Origin of the sequence: uncultured Parasphingorhabdus sp. (assembly GCF_963677535.2) — a bacterium.
Lineage (GTDB): Bacteria > Pseudomonadota > Alphaproteobacteria > Sphingomonadales > Sphingomonadaceae > Parasphingorhabdus.
In genome coordinates, this window is sequence record NZ_CAXXUT010000001.1 from 392,824 (window position 1) to 409,459 (window position 16,636).

Annotated in this window: 17 protein-coding genes; 11 read left to right on the top strand and 6 right to left on the bottom strand. The window is 56.8% G+C overall.

What is annotated here, in order from left to right:
- Positions 1-43: 43 nt before the first annotated feature.
- From ACHZCJ_RS01870 to dnaN, 3 genes are all read right to left on the bottom strand, one after another.
- The gene (locus ACHZCJ_RS01870) at positions 44-2,128 is read right to left on the bottom strand and encodes a TonB-dependent receptor domain-containing protein (RefSeq protein ID WP_321323403.1); all 2,085 of its coding nucleotides are present in this window, start codon (positions 2,126-2,128) and stop codon (positions 44-46) included.
- Positions 2,129-2,225: 97 nt separating this feature from the next.
- On the bottom strand, positions 2,226-2,615 hold the full coding sequence (locus ACHZCJ_RS01875; protein WP_159643269.1) for a hypothetical protein: 390 nt from the start codon (positions 2,613-2,615) through the stop codon (positions 2,226-2,228).
- A 264-nt stretch (positions 2,616-2,879) separates the two neighbouring features.
- On the bottom strand, positions 2,880-3,995 hold the full coding sequence (dnaN, locus tag ACHZCJ_RS01880; RefSeq protein WP_321323406.1) for a DNA polymerase III subunit beta: 1,116 nt from the start codon (positions 3,993-3,995) through the stop codon (positions 2,880-2,882).
- 237 nt (positions 3,996-4,232) lie between these two features.
- Between dnaN and ACHZCJ_RS01885 the strand changes: the two genes are divergently transcribed.
- The 3 genes from ACHZCJ_RS01885 to rlmN are packed head-to-tail and all read left to right on the top strand — an operon-like array spanning position 4,233 to position 6,640.
- Positions 4,233-4,868 carry a histidine phosphatase family protein gene (locus tag ACHZCJ_RS01885; RefSeq protein WP_321323410.1) on the top strand — a complete coding sequence of 212 codons (636 nt, stop codon included), beginning with the start codon at positions 4,233-4,235 and terminating at the stop codon, positions 4,866-4,868.
- Positions 4,865-5,359, top strand: coding sequence for a hypothetical protein (locus ACHZCJ_RS01890; RefSeq protein ID WP_236553866.1), 495 nt, complete (start codon positions 4,865-4,867; stop codon positions 5,357-5,359). The genes ACHZCJ_RS01885 and ACHZCJ_RS01890 overlap by 4 nt, the downstream gene beginning before the upstream one ends.
- A gap of 33 nt (positions 5,360-5,392) precedes the next feature.
- A complete protein-coding gene (gene rlmN / locus ACHZCJ_RS01895) occupies positions 5,393-6,640 on the top strand; it encodes a 23S rRNA (adenine(2503)-C(2))-methyltransferase RlmN (RefSeq protein WP_321323414.1) in 1,248 nt (415 codons plus the stop codon).
- Here the strand turns inward: rlmN and ACHZCJ_RS01900 are convergent.
- Both ACHZCJ_RS01900 and ACHZCJ_RS01905 read right to left on the bottom strand, forming a co-directional pair.
- On the bottom strand, positions 6,637-7,026 hold the full coding sequence (locus tag ACHZCJ_RS01900) for a RidA family protein (RefSeq protein WP_321323416.1): 390 nt from the start codon (positions 7,024-7,026) through the stop codon (positions 6,637-6,639). The two genes, rlmN and ACHZCJ_RS01900, sit on opposite strands and share 4 nt — an antisense overlap.
- 114 nt (positions 7,027-7,140) lie before the next feature.
- Positions 7,141-7,680 (bottom strand): porin family protein, encoded by a 540-nt coding sequence (locus ACHZCJ_RS01905; protein ID WP_321323418.1) that lies wholly within the window; start codon positions 7,678-7,680, stop codon positions 7,141-7,143.
- Positions 7,681-7,907: 227 nt separating this feature from the next.
- On the opposite strand from ACHZCJ_RS01905, the gene ACHZCJ_RS01910 reads away from it, so the two are divergent.
- The 3 genes from ACHZCJ_RS01910 to ACHZCJ_RS01920 are packed head-to-tail and all read left to right on the top strand — an operon-like array spanning position 7,908 to position 10,766.
- Entirely contained in the window at positions 7,908-8,717 is an 810-nt protein-coding gene (locus ACHZCJ_RS01910) for a cytochrome b/b6 domain-containing protein (protein ID WP_236553865.1), read from the top strand.
- Between the two features lie 5 nt (positions 8,718-8,722).
- Entirely contained in the window at positions 8,723-9,475 is a 753-nt protein-coding gene (locus ACHZCJ_RS01915; RefSeq protein WP_159647916.1) for a molybdopterin-dependent oxidoreductase, read from the top strand.
- A 37-nt stretch (positions 9,476-9,512) separates the two neighbouring features.
- Positions 9,513-10,766: a cyclopropane-fatty-acyl-phospholipid synthase family protein gene (locus ACHZCJ_RS01920; RefSeq protein ID WP_321323422.1), complete on the top strand. Its 1,254-nt coding sequence runs from the start codon at positions 9,513-9,515 to the stop codon at positions 10,764-10,766.
- A gap of 32 nt (positions 10,767-10,798) precedes the next feature.
- Here the strand turns inward: ACHZCJ_RS01920 and ACHZCJ_RS01925 are convergent, their stop codons facing one another.
- On the bottom strand, positions 10,799-11,242 hold the full coding sequence (locus ACHZCJ_RS01925; protein ID WP_321323425.1) for a DUF1801 domain-containing protein: 444 nt from the start codon (positions 11,240-11,242) through the stop codon (positions 10,799-10,801).
- Between the two features lie 102 nt (positions 11,243-11,344).
- Between ACHZCJ_RS01925 and ACHZCJ_RS01930 the strand changes: the two genes are divergently transcribed.
- From ACHZCJ_RS01930 to ACHZCJ_RS01950, 5 genes are all read left to right on the top strand, one after another.
- A complete protein-coding gene (locus ACHZCJ_RS01930; protein WP_159643251.1) occupies positions 11,345-12,562 on the top strand; it encodes an argininosuccinate synthase in 1,218 nt (405 codons plus the stop codon).
- Positions 12,563-12,652: 90 nt separating this feature from the next.
- Positions 12,653-13,627 (top strand): calcium/sodium antiporter, encoded by a 975-nt coding sequence (locus ACHZCJ_RS01935; protein ID WP_321323427.1) that lies wholly within the window; start codon positions 12,653-12,655, stop codon positions 13,625-13,627.
- A 126-nt stretch (positions 13,628-13,753) separates the two neighbouring features.
- On the top strand, positions 13,754-14,311 hold the full coding sequence (gene rimP / locus ACHZCJ_RS01940) for a ribosome maturation protein RimP (RefSeq protein WP_159643247.1): 558 nt from the start codon (positions 13,754-13,756) through the stop codon (positions 14,309-14,311).
- 2 nt (positions 14,312-14,313) lie between these two features.
- Positions 14,314-15,942: a transcription termination factor NusA gene (nusA, locus tag ACHZCJ_RS01945; RefSeq protein ID WP_159643245.1), complete on the top strand. Its 1,629-nt coding sequence runs from the start codon at positions 14,314-14,316 to the stop codon at positions 15,940-15,942.
- Entirely contained in the window at positions 15,923-16,606 is a 684-nt protein-coding gene (locus tag ACHZCJ_RS01950) for a DUF448 domain-containing protein (protein WP_321323430.1), read from the top strand. Before nusA ends, ACHZCJ_RS01950 begins: the two co-directional genes overlap by 20 nt.
- Positions 16,607-16,636: the final 30 nt, after the last annotated feature.

Genomic DNA, 16,636 nt, shown 5'->3' on the forward strand with positions numbered 1-16,636 from the left:
CGCAGCCGGAAAACCGGCTGCGCTCGATATTGGATGGAAGCTATTACATGTCCGTCCAGCGTAGCCGGATAAAGGCGCTTCTTCCTGATCCAGGCAAGCGAGCACCCAGGGCCACATCTGATCCGCTGACGCGGTTATAGCCAGCGAGATGATCGGTATAATGTTTGTTGAATAGATTTTCCACGCTGGCGTCGATCGACAAAGTACTGGTCAGTGCCACATGACCGAATAGCCCGGCGAGAAAATAGCCATCGCTGGGCTGTTCGCTGTTGGTAGCAGACACCTTGTTTTGCTCTGCATATGCCTGCAGTTCCGCGCCCAGATGCCAGGCTTTTTCCTGCCAGCTAACAGCCAAGCGCGCATTTGGAGGGGCGATCCGATAGAGATTGTCGTCAATATCGCGCCGTTTCGCCCGGACGTAACTGGCCGTTCCGTCGAGATGCAAGGGGCCGCCTATATGCCAGCCGAAATCGAGGTCGGCACCATAGAATTCCGCATCGACATTGGCAAAGCGTAGCGGCGTCGAATCGCCGTTCATATTCGCAACCATGTCCACCGGATTGTCGATAATGCCCGGCGTGTCATCAAAAGGGACGCCCTGAATAAAATCATCGATACGCCGGTAAAAGAGCGTCGGCCGAGCGTAGAACCTGCTGTCCTGATAGTCGAAGCCGATCTCGGCAATCCAGGCCTTTTCGTTGTCGAGATTCAGATCTCCGACGTAGATATTCCCATCTGCAAGACCGCCGCTGGCACCAGTCGGCAGCCATGAGAATCGCTCGAGGGCATTGGCAACGCGGGTCTTGTAGGCAAAGGATAGGCGGGGCTTGATATTTCCAATCTCGCTCCAGAATCGTGCTGTGACATCGACTGTATTGTCGGACCAGCTGCGATCCGATGCGGTAAACGCATCGGCGAGAATGCGAGGCCCCATTGGAACTGCACTGCCCAATTGCGGCGAACTCGCTCCCATCTGGTGATGATCAAAACGTGCGCCAACTTCGGCTTCCACCGGTCCGAATCCGAGACGGCTTTCGACGAAGGCTCCAACCCGGCTGCCGGAAATATTGCTGAGTGAAGTCAGGAAAAAGGCGTCATTGGACGGATTGGTGATACGCGCGTCCTTGTCCGTGGTCTCGACATCGGCGCCGATCCGGACATGGCGGTCCGCGGTGCCGATGCGCAGCGATACGGCAGCCGTGCTGGTGTCCGCATCCGCATAAGTGGCGCGCTGATCCATCGTGCTGACCGGACCTTGGCGCCATGAAAAATTGTCCATCAGATGCCTGACCGCAACATGCCCCGCGTCCAGCTCCAGATATAAACCATCCCGGATTTGCCCCTCGTAAGAAAGGTTCAAAAAGTCTGTGTTGACAAATTGAATGTCCATCGGGAAGGGCGGATTGCCGGTCGGGTCGGTTTCCTGTCGCCGATATGAGAGCGTCAAGCTGCCGTCCCCTACTTTCAGGCCTGCATGGGCGCCCACACTCAGACGCTCGAAGCTCGAAGACGCTATGGTACCGCCCGGAAATTGCAGGTCTTCACCTTTTTCGTAGGATGCGATGATGCCCAGTTTGACCCGTTCGCTGGACAGGCTGGCCAGTCCTCCCAGCAGATAGCTGTTGTCGCCGCTGCGATAGCCTGCGGTGAGATCGGCTTGCGGCTGCAGTGTCGCGCCGTCCGAGAATTGTGCTTGCTTCAAGACGGCATTCACACCGCCACCGATCCCCGGCCCCTTGCGTACCGGGCTGATACCGCGATCCACTTCGATCCGGTCGACCAGAGCCATCGGTGCGTAGTGAAGCGGCGGGTCCATCAAATTGGGACCGCCCGACGAAAAGCGCTGACCATCGACGCGGACCAGAATATGATCGCCAAACAGGCCGCGATACTGGACTTGACCGGATAGCCCTCCATTGTCGATCAGGGCAGCGCCTGGTGCCCGCGCGACCAGAGCCGCTGCGTCGGGTGTGGAAACGATTTCCTTGTCACTTTCAACCTGGTCGGTGGTAGCGGTGTCGCGCTGTCCGATGACGATGATGTCGGTAAGCGGGTCGGCTTGGGCGAAAAGGGGGGTAGCGCCAAGGGCTACGTTGGCGGTGAATGCGGTAAATAATATTTTTTTCATGATATATCCCAAACGGCCACTGCCCAATGGTTGGGAGGCCGCGAAAAATGCAACGGATGCGATCAGTCACCGTTCAAGATGACGATAGCGCGCTTTGTCAGATGTATTGGGACGCTATTGGTGGCCCGGTTGCAGGCGGAATGTTGATCCGGTTGCGCAGCACGAAGCGGCGCGGTTCGGAGGGTTCGTGCGTGGCCGAAGCCAATTTTGAAAACTGGAATTCCGGCGTGGAAGAGGCCAGGCCGAAGCCAGCGCTTCCGGCAAAGGCACAGGCAGGCGACGATTGTTCCGGTTCGGGTTCCGGAGTGTTCTTCTCCTGTTCGCCGTAGACCAGCGTTAACAGGTCGAAGTCGGGATGGTCAGGGGCTATCGCGAGTTTGCTATCGGCATGGCCCGAACAGAGTTTGATCACGAACCCCTGGTCAGCCTGATCCGGCATGAAGCCTTGCGGAGTGAGTAAACTCAGCAAAATTGCGAGCAGCGCCATAGCGTGAATCGCCAGGCTGGTCTTCAGGAACCGGGAGAGAGAAATTTGCCGAGTCATTATCAATGAGCGCGCTATATTGCGCGCTGTAAGGAAATACCAGCCCCTCTCGTGAACCAAAGGGCTGGCAAATATTCTCTCTGTGATTTTGCGCTATAGGGAGAAGTGACGATGCCACGCAAGTTGCCACAAAATTTGCCGGGCATCAGAGATATACGCAATCGGAGTCTTCAAGCGAGACGGTTTCCGATCAATTGCAGACGGTCCTCAAACCCGCATCGGCATCAGCACATAGAGCGCCGTTGACTTGTCGTTTTCGCGAATGAGCGTCGGCGCGCTGGCGTCGGCCAGATGCAACTCAACGGTGTCGCCTTCGATCTCTCCGAGAATATCCATCAGATATTTCGAATTGAAACCGATTTCGAACGTGTCGTCACTATAGGAGCCCGGGACTTCTTCCTCTGCCTTGCCATTTTCGGGCGAGGTGACGGAAAGCGTGATCTTGTCGGTACCCAGCGCCATTTTGACGGCCCGGGTTTTCTCGGTAGCGATGGTCGAGACGCGGTCTACGCCCTGGGCGAAGCTCTTTGCATCGATCTTGAGCAGCTTGTCATTGCCGGTCGGAATAACCCGGGTGTAATCGGGGAATGTCCCGTCGATCAATTTACTGGTCAGGATCGCCGTGCCGAGCGTGAAACGTATCTTGCTAGCGGACAAATCGACCTGCACCGAAGATTCAGCATTTTCGTCGAGAAGCTTGCGCAGTTCGTTGACGCATTTGCGGGGAACGATCACGTCGGGCATGCCTTCCGCGCCGGCAGGGCGGGGCAGGGTAACGCGGGCGAGGCGGTGGCCATCGGTCGCGGCGGCTTTCAGCACCGGTGTTTCCTCATCCTGCACGTGGAGGAAGATGCCGTTGAGATAATAGCGGGTTTCTTCGGTCGAGATCGCGAAACGAGTTTTGTCGATGATCTGGATCAACGAAGAGGCAGGCAGTTCGAAACTGGTCGGTAAGTCGCCTTCGGCGATGATCGGAAAGTCGTCGCGGGGAAGCGTCTGCAAATTGAAGCGGGCGCGACCGGCGTTAACCTTCATTTTGCCATCGGCTGCGTCCAGCTGGACTTGCGAACCATCAGGCAACTTGCGGGCAATGTCGAACAATGTATGGGCGGACACGGTGGTGGATCCAGCGGTCTCGATCTGAGCTTCGACCGTTTCAACGACCTGAAGATCGAGATCGGTTGCCATCAGCTTGATGCTGCCGTCGGCGCTGGCTTCGATTAGCACGTTGGAAAGAATGGGGATAGTGTTGCGCCGTTCAACCACAGACTGGACATGCCCCAGGCTCTTTAGCAATGCCGCGCGTTCAATGGTCGCTTTCATAAACCGTCCTTCTTGTTCCCGATCGTCCGTGAAAATTGTCGAGGCAAAGACTCTCCACAGGTTCACGGATAGTTCATGGCTTCATTAACAATAAAGTGCCGCAGGGCAAGCCTGATCGCCTTTGCCGCCGGATAATGCCGTGAAAAACTGTGGAAAAAAGCAACAAGGTGGTTAAAGCCGCAGAAGCAGCGGATGGATTTCGCCATTTCGGGAAAGAACAGGGTTAATAGGAGCGGCATGGACACCAAGGGAAAACGACTGTTTATCGCGCGGCACGGCGAGACCATATTCAATCTGGCAGGCCGGTTGCAGGGTGATCACGTCCATACGCCACTGACCCGAACCGGATTTGCCCAAGCCGACGAAATGGGCAAGGCGTTGGCCCGCCATCTGGCGGACGAGCAGCCAGAGCTAGATCTTATAGCGTCAAATACAGACCGCGCTCTGCAGACGCTTTCGGTGATCGCCGAGCATGTCGGTGCGGACTGGCACCAGGCGCGCAGCGATGAGCGTCTGCGCGAAATCGACATGGGTGAATGGGGCGGTGCCTGGTATCGTGATCTGGCCGGCCAGCTGGAAATCGACGAAACCGAAAGGCTGTTTGTCACCGTCGCGCCCGGTGGCGAAGATTATCGTGCCATCGCGAGGCGGCTCGAACATTGGCTGGCAGAACAGGAATTTGCCCGCGATGCGGTGCTGATCAGCCATGGCATGACCAGCCGGGTGTTGCGTGGCCTGCTGGTCGGTGCCGATCCGCACCCGCGCTTTGGCGCGCCGATAGCCGAAGGCTTGCCGCAGGGCTCTATCGTCCAGATCAGGGATGGTGTCGAGGATGTGATCCATATCGGCGGAGGGGAAGGGGAGAAAGCTTGAAAAAGCAGTATATTCTCCTGGGACTGGCGGTGTCGTTTCTCTCGATTCCGGCGATGGCCAAGGATTCTCTCGGCATATTCAACAGCTGGGGCGCGTTCCGCGATCCCGAAATCCCGCGCTGCTATGCAATTGCAGAGTCAGAAGAAATTACCGGCAAGGCGGAACGAAAATCCTTTGCCACCGTCGGTTTCTGGCCCAGCCGCAAGATCCGGCGACAATTTCATGTCCGGTTGAGCCGGGACCGGTCGACCAACAGCCGTCTGATGGTCAGTATCGCCGGTCGGCGTTTTCAGTTGACCGCTACCCGTTCGGATGGCTGGTCGCAGGACAAGCGTATGGATGCCGCAATCATCGCCGCGATCCGTTCGGCCACCAGCATGACGGTGGAAAGCGTTGGTCGGGACGGAAAACCGATCGTCGATGCCTACCGGTTGCGCGGCGCGGCAACAGCGATTGACGCGGCATCTTTGGGATGTTCGCGGTTGCGGTAGATTTTCCCCGGGACTCGCACTATATGCGCTCCCATGCAGATTCCCGGCCATATTGATCCCGTTCCCTTGCCCGCCAAGGTCACCCCGCGCGCTGACGGTCGCGTCGACCTGATAGGTCTCAGCGTTGCGGAGATCCGCGATGTGCTTGTCGAGGCCGGGTTGGAGGAGAAGCAGGGAAAACTGCGATCCAAGCAACTTTTCCACTGGATGTATCATCGCGGCATCAGCGACTTTGCGGTGATGACCGACATGAGCAAGACGCTGCGGCCGTGGCTGGCGGAACGCTTCGTTATCGGTCGTCCGGAAGTGGTCGAGGCGCATCTGTCGGAAGACGGTACGCGCAAATGGTTGCTGCGGTCTGCCGATGCGCAAGATTATGAAATGGTCTTCATTCCCGACGAGGATCGCGGAACGCTGTGCATTTCGAGCCAGGTTGGTTGCACGCTCAACTGCCGCTTCTGCCATACCGGCACGATGCGGCTGGTACGCAATCTGACGCCCGGCGAGATTGTCGGACAGGTGATGCTGGCCCGCGACGCGCTGGGCGAATGGCCCAAGGGCGTGATGGACTTTGCCGACGAAGAAGACATGGAGAATACCAAGGTCTATAATCAGGCCTATAAATCCGACGGCCGGTTGCTCACCAATATCGTGCTGATGGGTATGGGCGAGCCCCTGTATAATTTTGACAATGTGCGCGACGCGATGAAAATCGTGATGGATGGCGACGGGCTCGCGCTTTCCCGTCGGCGGATCACCTTGTCGACCAGCGGCGTCGTGCCGATGATTGCTCGGGCGGGAGCGGAAATTAACGTCAATCTGGCGATTTCACTGCACGCGGTGAACAAGGAGACCCGGGACGAGATCGTCCCGCTCAACCGCAAATATTCGATCGAGGAACTGCTGCAGGCCTGCGCCGATTATCCCGGTGCCAACAACGCCCGCAGGATCACCTTTGAATATGTGATGCTCAAGGACAAGAATGACAGCGATCAGGATGCCCGCGAACTGGTCAATCTGCTGCGCAACTATGATCTCCCCGCCAAGGTTAATCTGATCCCGTTCAACCCCTGGCCCGGCTCGGATTATGAATGCTCGACGCCGGAACGGATCAAATCCTTCTCGAAGATCATTTTCGATGCCGGGATCAGCGCTCCCGTCCGGACCCCGCGAGGCCGAGATATCATGGCCGCCTGCGGTCAGCTGAAATCGGCGAGCGAAAAGAAGAGTCGCGCCGAACTGGACCGATTGGCCGAAGAAAAGCAGGCGGCTCTCGGCTAGGCAGTCGCGATGACGTCGATTTCAACCATCAGATCGGGCAGAGCGAGAGCCTTGACCTCCAGCGTTGTGTCTGCCGGAAAAGGCGCGTTGAAATAGATTTCGCGCGCCTGCACGATCTTGGCAAAATTCTCCATGTCAGTCAGATAGATAGTGACCTTGATGATCTTGTCTCGGCTACTGCCTGCTGCCTGCAGAATGCGGTCTATGTTGATGAAAACCTGACGCAACTGGGCGTCGAAATCGGCAATTCCGACAACCTGTCCCTGTTCGTCGATCGCCGCCTGGCCGGAAAGAAACAGCAGGTCGCCTACCCGCCATGCCGGTGATATTGCATAAGGGGCAAGCGGGTCCGGATCCAGATTGATGACCTGTGTCTTGACGCTCATGATATTGTCTCTCCGCTTTTGTGCCACGGCAGATTAGAGGCTGGGCAGCCCGGATGCCATAAGAAAGGGGCGGGCATCGCTGCCCGCCCCGTCATCGTCATCAATCCGTCTGGATTAGAATTTCATGCCGAGGCTGACCAGGCCCTGGTTACGGGAAACGCCCGCTTCGTAATTGCTGTAACGATATTCGCCGCGCGCAAACATATTGTCGCTCAGCAAATATTCGATACCGGCGCCAACGCGAACGCCGTCGCCATTGTCGCCACCCAGACCGGGCGAGGAAAGGCGAGCATTGGTGTAGCCTGCTTTGGCATAGAGCAGAGCGGCGTCACCAACAACGAAACCCAGTCGGCCACCGGCGTACAAATCACGACCCGCTTCGACTCGTCCGCCTGCAATGGTGGTGTTGCCGGTGGATTCGGTTGCTTCCAACTCGACGCCATAGACAACGTTGCCGGACTGGATGTCGTAGCCAAGTGAAGCGCCGTAAAGGAAGCCGTCGACATTATCGATGCCGGCGATGTCGAGATCAATATTATCATATCCAGCGATTGCCGTAGCTTTTACGCCGGAAAAATCACCTTTTTCCTGAGCCATTGCGGGGGATGCAAGCACAGATGCTGCAATAGCGGCTGCTATTGTTACATTTTTCATTTTTATAGGTTCCTTGATTTTGCGAATAAACGACCGCTAAATCTTTTAACTTAAAATATTGTTTCGCGGTCGCTTAGGCATATAAGTTTACAAACCTAAATGACAACTGCATGATCGAAATAAAATTGTAACAATTTTCATTCTCTCTGGCTGTGTTGCTCTTCTACCACAGCCGGTGGCTGTAACGACAGGCTTGGCAAGAGCGAACCAGCGGCTAGAGTATGGCTATGCCGGAGGATATCATCATCGCCGATCGACCACGCCACCAGTTGGCCACCCGGATCTGGCACTGGACCAATGCGCTATGCCTGTTGATAATGCTGATGAGCGGCCTGACCATCTTCAACGCCCATCCGCGGCTCTACTGGGGAGAATATGGTGCCAATGACGATTATGCCTGGATGGCGGTCGGCTCGTCCCCGACGCAGGCCTATCTGAGATTGGGCGATACGCGTATTGATACTACCGGTGTTCTGGGCAACTGGCAGGATAGCGAGGGCAGGACGCAGACCTGGGCCTTTCCCGGCTGGGCAACCATACCGTCGACTTACAGTCTGGCCGACGGTCGACGCTGGCATTTCTTTTTCGCCTGGATATTCAGCGCCGGCTTGACGCTGTTCATGATCCGGTCGCTGTGGAACCGGCATATCCAGAAAGATCTGCATATGCGCCGGGAAGAGTGGCGACCTTCACATATCTGGCGATCTCTTCGGGATCACGGCAGCTTGGCGGTGATCCGGCAGTCGGCCACGCACCCGTATAATGTCGTCCAGAAGCTGAGCTATATCGGCGTGATATTCATTCTGTTGCCGCTGATGATATTTACCGGTCTCGCCATGTCCCCGGCCATGGATGCGAACTGGCCGTTTCTGACCGACCTGCTCGGAGGCCGCCAGTCGGCGCGCTCGGCACATTTTATCACGGCTTTCCTGCTGGTGCTGTTTTTTCTGGTCCATATCCTGATGGTCCTGCTTTCAGGACCGATAGGGCAGATCAAGGCGATGCTGTCCGGCGGGCAGGACAGGAGGGCATTGTAGTGACCATCATCACCCGCCGCAAATTGATCACTGGCGCCGCAATCGGTGCAGGTGGGCTGTTATCCGGTTGCGATGCGCTGAATCGCAATCCGCTTTTTCAGGATATTTTGGCCAGCGCGGAAACAGCCAATTTTGTAGTGCAGCGGACGCTCGGGGACCGAATGGAACTGGCCAGCGAATATCGCATGGCCGATCTGTCGCCGACCTTCAGGGCCAATGGCACCCGCGATCCGGCCAGTCCGGAATATGATGCCAGCGCGGCGCAGGGCTTTGCTGACTGGCGGCTGCGGCTGACCGGCCTGTTCCGCAAACCCCAGCAGTTCAGTCTGGCGGCGGTGCAATCGCTGCCTCAGCGGACCCAGATCACACGTCATGACTGTGTCGAAGGCTGGAGCGCGATTGGCCAGTGGACCGGCGTGCCGCTGAAAATCCTGCTCGACCTGGGGCAACTGCAGGACAAGGCTCGCTTTCTGGTTTTCCATTGTGCCGACAGGCTGGGCGGCCGGCCTTATTATGAAAGCATCGATCTGCTCGACGGCTTTCATCCACAGACCATATTGGCCCATCGGCTGAACGGATCGCCCTTGCCGGTCGCGAACGGAGCGCCGCTCCGGCTCAGGGTAGAGCGCCAGTTGGGCTACAAACATGCCAAATATGTGACCGGGATCGAAGCAGTGGCTTCCCTGGCCGGCATTGGCGAGGGAAAAGGCGGCTATTGGCAGGATGTCGCCGGTTATGCGTGGTATGCAGGTATCTGAGCCATGAAATTTTGCATGGATTTTCAGGAGTGATTTGATGTCGATATTGGGCCGGTTTCTGAACAATATAGTCAAAAAGGGTACAATAGAGGTCACATATCCCGATAACTCTATGGAGGCGTACGGGACGCCAGCCCCTGGCTATCCCGATGTTGGCATCCGGCTCGGCGATAAAAATGTGGTGCGGCAGATATTGCTCGATCCGCGATTGGGTGCGGCCGAAGCGTTCATGGATGGCCGATTGATCGTCGAGCAGGGCGATATCATGCAACTGATACAGCTTTTGCGCGCCAACAAGCCGTTCGAGCGCGGCGGCCGATTAAAGGACCCAGGCGCTTTCAAAAAGCTCAAAGATCAAGTTGCTGGCAGTCTGGACCGGATCAACCGACTTGGACGGTCAAAAAGCAATGTGGCGCACCATTATGATATCGGCAATGATCTCTATGATCTGTTTCTTGACGAGGACCTGCAATATAGCTGTGCCTATTGGGATTTTGACAAATATGGTCCGGACATGACGCTGGAGCAGGCGCAGGAAGACAAAAAGGCGCATATCGCCGCCAAACTCGACCTGAAAGCCGGGCAACGGGTGCTCGACATCGGCTGCGGCTGGGGCGGCATGGCACTCTATCTGAACCGCAAGACCGGCGTCGAGGTACTGGGAATTACCTTGAGCGAGGAGCAGCTCAAAAAGGCACAGGAGCGGGCGGAGAAGGAAGGCGTGGCGGACGAGGTCCGGTTTGAGCTGATCGACTATCGCGACTTGGCCCGGCGGGAGGCAGGGGCGTTCGACCGAATTGTCTCGGTCGGGATGTTCGAGCATGTCGGTACGCCGCAATTCCGGACCTTTTTCCGCAGCTGCGCAAATCTGTTGACCAGCGAAGGAGTGATGCTGTTGCACACGATCGGGAGAATGGGCGGTCCCGGCACGACCGATGCCTTCACCCGCAAATATATTTTTCCCGGCGGCTATATCCCCGCACTCAGCGAAACCCTCGCGGCAAGCGAACCCTATCGCCTGATCGCAACCGATATCGAGAACCTGCGGCTGCATTATGCCTTCACCCTGCGCGAATGGTATCGGAGAACGGTGGACAATCGTGACAAGATTGTCGCGCTTTATGATGAACGCTTTTACCGGATGTGGATATTCTATCTCGCCGGCGCGACGGCGGCTTTTGAAGGCGGTGGCATGTGTAACTACCAGATCCAGTTTAGCCGCAACCGGAGGATTTTACCGCTGACGCGAAATTATATCCGAGAAGCGGAGCAAAGACTGCGCAAAAATTGAAAGCCAGACGGCGGTCTCGTGATCCGTTTGGACTATTGCGGGTAGCGGTCGTTCATCAAATCCCAATTGTTGCGGATCAGTTGCTCCAATATCCCCATGTCCACCTGTTCGAGCCGATTGATGTAGAGGCAGGACTTTGCCACGCTATGTTTGCCCAGCAAGCCGAACAGACGTTCCTGCTCCGTCTGGGCTTCGGGTGTGCAATAGGCGCCCATAAGATAAATGCTGATTTTCGTTTTGCGCGGCGAAAAACCGGTGCGGCACATGCTGCCCTCGCGCCCGCTGGCATATTTATAATCATAGCTGCCGAAGCCGATGATAGTGGATCCCCACATCAGGGGATCTTCGCCGGTAACGTGTCTGAACAGCTCGACGAGCTGACGCGCTTCTTCCTGTCGGCGATCGGGTTGTGCGGTGGCGATAAATGCATCGACATCTGTATCATTCGGCTGTGTCTTGATATCCGCTTTCGCCACTATCTTCTCCTGATTATTCAAGCATAGCATATTGCACGATAAATTGGAGCCTGTTAGGCGCGCTTTCAAATTGACGGCATATTTCCATCGAAAGCGAAGCAAATGAGCGAATCTGTAAAACGCGTAGTGTTGGCTTTTTCCGGAGGCCTGGATACCAGCGTCATCCTGAAATGGCTGCAGCAGGAATATCAGTGCGAAGTGGTGACCTTCACCGCCGATCTGGGGCAGGGCGAAGAGCTGGGGCCGGCACGACGAGTAGCGGAAACGCTGGGCGTCAAACCGGAACATATTTTTATCGACGATCTCCGTGAGGAATTCGCCAGAGATTTTGTCTTTCCGATGATGCGCGCCAATGCGCTGTACGAAGGTTTGTATCTGCTTGGTACATCGATCGCGCGGCCATTGATTTCCAAACGGCAGATCGAGATTGCCAAGCTGACCAATGCCGATGCCGTGGCCCATGGTGCCACCGGCAAGGGCAATGACCAGATTCGCTTCGAGCTCGGCTATTATGGTCTCAATCCGGATGTAAAAGTTATCGCGCCCTGGCGGGAATGGGATTTGACCAGCCGCACCCGGCTGATTGAATTTGCCGAGAAGCACCAGATACCGATCCCCAAGGACAAGCGCGGAGAATCGCCATTTTCCTGCGACGCAAACATGTTGCACACATCTTCCGAGGGCAAAGTGCTCGAAGATCCGTGGGAGGAAGTTCCGGACTATGTCTATTCGCGGACCAACAATCCCGAGGATGCACCCGATACGCCAGAATATATCACGATCGATTTCGAGCGTGGGGACGGCGTCGCGATCAATGGCGAGGCGATGAGCCCGGCAACCTTGCTCGAAAAGCTCAATGACTATGGTCGGGAACACGGCATCGGCCGTCTGGATCTCGTAGAAAACCGCTATATCGGGATGAAATCCCGTGGCATGTACGAAACCCCCGGCGGAACTATCTATCATGCCGCCCATCGCGGTATCGAGCAATTGACGCTGGATCGCGGCGCGGCCCATTTGAAGGACGAACTGGCACCGCGGTACGCCGAACTGCTCTACAACGGTTTCTGGTTCTCGCCGGAGCGCGAGATGCTGCAGGCGGCGATTGATCACAGTCAGGCACGGGTCAACGGCACAGTCCGGTTGAAACTTTATAAGGGTTCGGTCAATGTTGTCGGTCGGAAATCGCCCGACAGCCTCTACAGCGAGAAAGTCGTGACGTTCGAGGATGATGCAGGCGCATATGATCAGAAAGACGCAGAAGGCTTCATCAAGCTGAATGCGCTGCGCCTGAAATTGCTCGGCAAGCGCAATGGCTAGGATAAGCAAGGCTCTGCGCCGGTCGCGGAGCTGCCGGACTGTCGAGGCGCAATGTTTCGGCGGCTTTGCAGCATGTGCTGTGACACCGTCGTGCTAATACCGCTGCTTGTTCTGGTTGCCGGATTCGTCATCCTCATCGTCGGCGGCGAGTTGCTCGTGCGCGGCGCTGTCCGGGTCGCCGAGCGGGCAGGAATGTCGGAGCTACTCATCGGTCTGACGATCGTGGGTTTCGGCACTTCTGCGCCGGAACTTGTGGCCAGCGTAGAAGCGGCGCGGGCCGGATCACCCGGCATCGCCTGGGGAAATATAGTCGGTTCCAATCTGGCGAACAGCCTGCTGATCCTCGGTGCGGCCTCCCTGATCCTGCCAATGGTGGTGCCGCGTGGTCCCCTGTGGCGCGACGGCGGGCTGGCGCTGGCGATGACGATTGTTCTCTGGCTGGTCGCCAGCACGACCGGTATAACCATCGCTATCGGTGTTATTTTTCTAATGCTGCTGACTGGCTATCTCGGTTACGCCTATTGGGCGGAGCGGACACAACCGCCCGGAGCGAGTGCCCTGCACGAAAAAGCCGAAGCTCTCGAAATTTCGGACACGCACCTGCATGATATCCAGCCGCTCTGGCGGTCGATACTGGTCTTGCTGGTCGGAATTATCCTGATCGTCCTGGGTGGCCGGTGGCTGGTTGAAGGGGCGGTCGATCTGGCGCGTCTGGTCGGCATGAGCGAAGCGGTGATCGGCTTGACAGTAATCGCGATTGGCACATCGCTGCCCGAACTGGTGACCTCGGTTGTTGCCGCCTACAAGGGCGCCAGCGCGGTGGCTCTGGGCAATGTGCTGGGTTCCAATATTTTCAACCTGCTTCTGATCGGCGGCGTCACTGCGGTGATCGCTCCTGGCACGATCCCTGGTGAAATCAGTAATTTCGGACTGCCGGTGCTTGTTGCCGCTTCCGTCCTGCTGCTGATCTTCGCGGCGACCGGGCGGAAGATCACGCGCTGGGAAGGCGCAATATTGCTGATCGTCTATCTGGCGATGCTGGTCTATAATATCCTCGCTGTATGAATCAGGCGTTGCAATCTCGAGAATCTGTCCCTAAATAGCAGTCATCCCGACATTGTGAGATTTTGAGGGGCTGGCGCCGAGGGGCCGGTAGCAAATTCGCATTGTAACTAGAATTAAGGACCTGGATTGACCGATATTGCCGCACTGACGAACCTGATTAAACCGGAAGCCGATGCTTTGGGCTTTGATCTGGTGCGTGTGCAGTTCGTGTCCGGAGCGGAAGAGCCAACTTTGCAGGTAATGGCGGAGCGTCCGGAAACCGGGCAATTGAATATTGATGATTGCGCAGCCTTGTCGCGCCGGATCTCGGTAAAATTTGACGCGCTGGAAGAAGAGGGGCGTGACCCGATTGACTATGCCTATCGCTTGGAAATCAGCTCGCCGGGTATTGACCGGCCGTTGACCCGAGCAAAAGATTTTGAAAACTGGGCTGGCCACGAGGCGCGGATCAACCTGGTCGATGCTGTGGCAGGCAAGAAGCAACTGCGCGGACTGCTCGAAGGCATCGAGGGTGATATAATAAAGATTGACGATCGCAAGGCGGGCAGTCAGGAGACGCCTCTTACGAATGTCCATAGCGCAAAATTGATTCTGACCGACGCCCTGATCGCTGCAACCGTCCCGGTTTCAACGGAAGGTGCTGACGAAATCGAAGAACAGACTATAGAAGAACAGGAAGACTAATCATGGGCAGTGCTATTTCAGCCAATAAAGCCGAGTTGCTAGCGATTGCGACCGCCGTCGCGACGGAAAAGATGATCGACAAGGCGATTGTGATCGAAGCGCTGGAAGAAGCCATCCAGAAAGCGGCGCGTGCGCGTTATGGCGCAGAGAATGACATTCGCGCAAAATTCGATATCAATACCGGGGACCTGCGTCTCTGGCGGGTTGTCGAAGTTGTCGAGGAAGTCGAAGACTATTTCAAACAGGTCGATATCAAGCAGGCCGAAAAACTGGAGCCGGGTTCCAATGTCGGTGATTTCATCGTCGATCCACTACCCGAAGTTGATCTCGGTCGTATCGATGCACAGTCCGCCAAGCAGGTCATCTTCCAGAAAGTTCGCGACGCCGAACGCGAGCGGCAATTTGCTGAGTTCAAGGACCGGGCGGGTGAAATCATCACCGGCGTGGTGAAATCGGTTGAATTCGGTCATGTGGTTGTCGATCTGGGGCGCGCCGAAGGTGTGATCCGTCGCGACCAGCAGATTCCGCGGGAAGCAGCCCGTGTTGGCGATCGTGTCCGCTCGCTGATCCTGGATGTGCGTCGCGAAAACCGCGGTCCGCAGATTTTTCTGTCTCGCGCCCATCCGGACTTCATGAAGCATCTTTTTGCGCAGGAAGTGCCGGAAATTTATGACGGTATCATCGAGATCAAGGCCGCTGCCCGCGATCCCGGTTCGCGTGCCAAGATCGGTGTGATCAGCCACGATAGCTCGATTGATCCGGTCGGCGCCTGTGTCGGCATGAAGGGTAGCCGCGTACAGGCCGTCGTCCAGGAAATGCAGGGCGAGAAAATCGACATCATTCCATGGTCGGAAGATATTGCGACTTTCGTGGTCAATGCGTTGCAGCCAGCCACCGTCAGCCGTGTGGTTATCGACGAGGAAGAAGGCCGCATTGAGGTCGTCGTTCCCGACGATCAGTTGAGCCTTGCCATCGGTCGTCGTGGCCAGAACGTCCGTCTGGCATCACAGCTTACCGGCCTTGCAATCGACATCATGACCGAGGCGGATTCGAGCGAAAAGCGTCAGGCCGAGTTTGCTGCACGGACGGAAATGTTCCAGGATGATCTGGACGTGGACGAAACCCTGTCGCAACTTCTGGTTGCCGAAGGATTCAGCGAACTTGAAGAAGTCGCCTATGTGGCACCGGAAGAAATCTCGAACATCGAGGGCTTTGACGACGAGCTTGCCGCCGAATTGCAGAGCCGTGCCCTTGAAGCGCTGGAACGGCGTGAAGCGGCTGCGCGTGAAAAGCGTACCGAGCTGGGTGTCGAGGACGCAATTGCAGAATTGCCGCATCTGACCGAAGCGATGCTGGTCACGCTCGGTGAAGCGGGCCTCAAGACGCTGGACGATGTTGCCGATTTGGCGACCGACGAGCTTGTTCTCAAGCGCAAATCGGAGCCGCGCCGCCGCAATGACAACCGCAAGCCCGAACCCGACGGCGTATTGGCCAAATATGGTCTGACCGAAGAGCAGGGCAACGAGATCATCATGGCCGCGCGTGCGCACTGGTTCGAGGATGAAGACGAGCCAGTGGCATCCGCCAGTGACGAAACCGGGGAGGACGCAGATGCGGAATCTCCCCAATGAAACGCGGTCTAAACCTCTAGATCAAGCGCCATATCGTAAATGCATTCTGACCGGGGAAAGTCTTCCCCGGGAGGAGCTGTTGCGTCTCGCGATGGGTCCCGACGGGCAAATAGCGCCGGACGTCCGCGCCAAGGCACCTGGCCGGGGCGCATGGATTGCCGTAGATCGTGCCGCACTGGAGGCGGCGCAGGCAAAAGGGCAGCTGAAAGGCGCGTTGGCACGCGCGTTCAAAACCGGACAGCTTGATATTCCCGCCAATCTGGCAGAGTTGCTTGAAACGGCGCTGGAACGTTCCACATTGGACCGACTTGGGCTGGAAGCGCGCGGCGGGACATTGATTACCGGATCGGAAAAGATTGAAACCGCCGCACGACAAGGCGATCTCAACATGCTGCTCCATGCAGCCGACGCCGGGCGCGATGGCTGCGCCAAACTGGATCAGGCCTGGCGGGTCGGCAGCGACCGCGAAGGCGAAAATTTACGCGGGCTGATATTGCCGGTGGACCGGCAGGGGCTTTCTGTGGCATTGGGCCGCCAGAATGTGGTGCATATCGGAATAACCGACAAGCGCGCAGCGGGGCGAATTTCGCACAGCCTGAAGAGATGGCTTCACTTTATCGGTTCTGATAAAGTTGATGATGATGCGGAAAAGAAAGTTGCGTAGTCCGGTCGGAAAAACCGGATAAGATATTGC